The sequence below is a fragment of the Bradyrhizobium sp. sGM-13 genome (assembly GCF_018398875.1).
Classification (GTDB): Bacteria; Pseudomonadota; Alphaproteobacteria; order Rhizobiales; family Xanthobacteraceae; genus Bradyrhizobium.
The window spans coordinates 1-256 of sequence record NZ_JAGWDK010000362.1; the positions used below are offsets into that span (position 1 = coordinate 1).

The 256-nt window shown below is 55.9% G+C and carries 1 pseudogene; it reads left to right on the forward strand.

Annotation, left to right across the window (positions count from 1 at the left end):
• Positions 1–65: 65 nt before the first annotated feature.
• Positions 66–256: pseudogene (locus KJQ96_RS39315) on the forward strand (IS5/IS1182 family transposase); the annotation flags it as partial.

Below are 256 nucleotides of genomic sequence, written 5' to 3' on the forward strand. Positions count from 1 at the left end.
GGGTCCAGGCTGTGTGAAAACACCATCAATGATATGATTCTCCTGCGATTTGGCCGGAGGATTCGATGACGCGCTTTGTCGTTGGCGATGACCGCAGTCAGAGCACGTTGTTTCCCGAGCGGTTAGATGACTATTTGAGCGAAGACAATCCGGTCCGGGCGATCGATGTCTTCGTCGATGAGCTTGATCTAGCCAAACTCGGCTTTGGCGGCGTCGAGCCGGAGGCGACAGGAAGGCCGGCCTATCATCCTTCGAC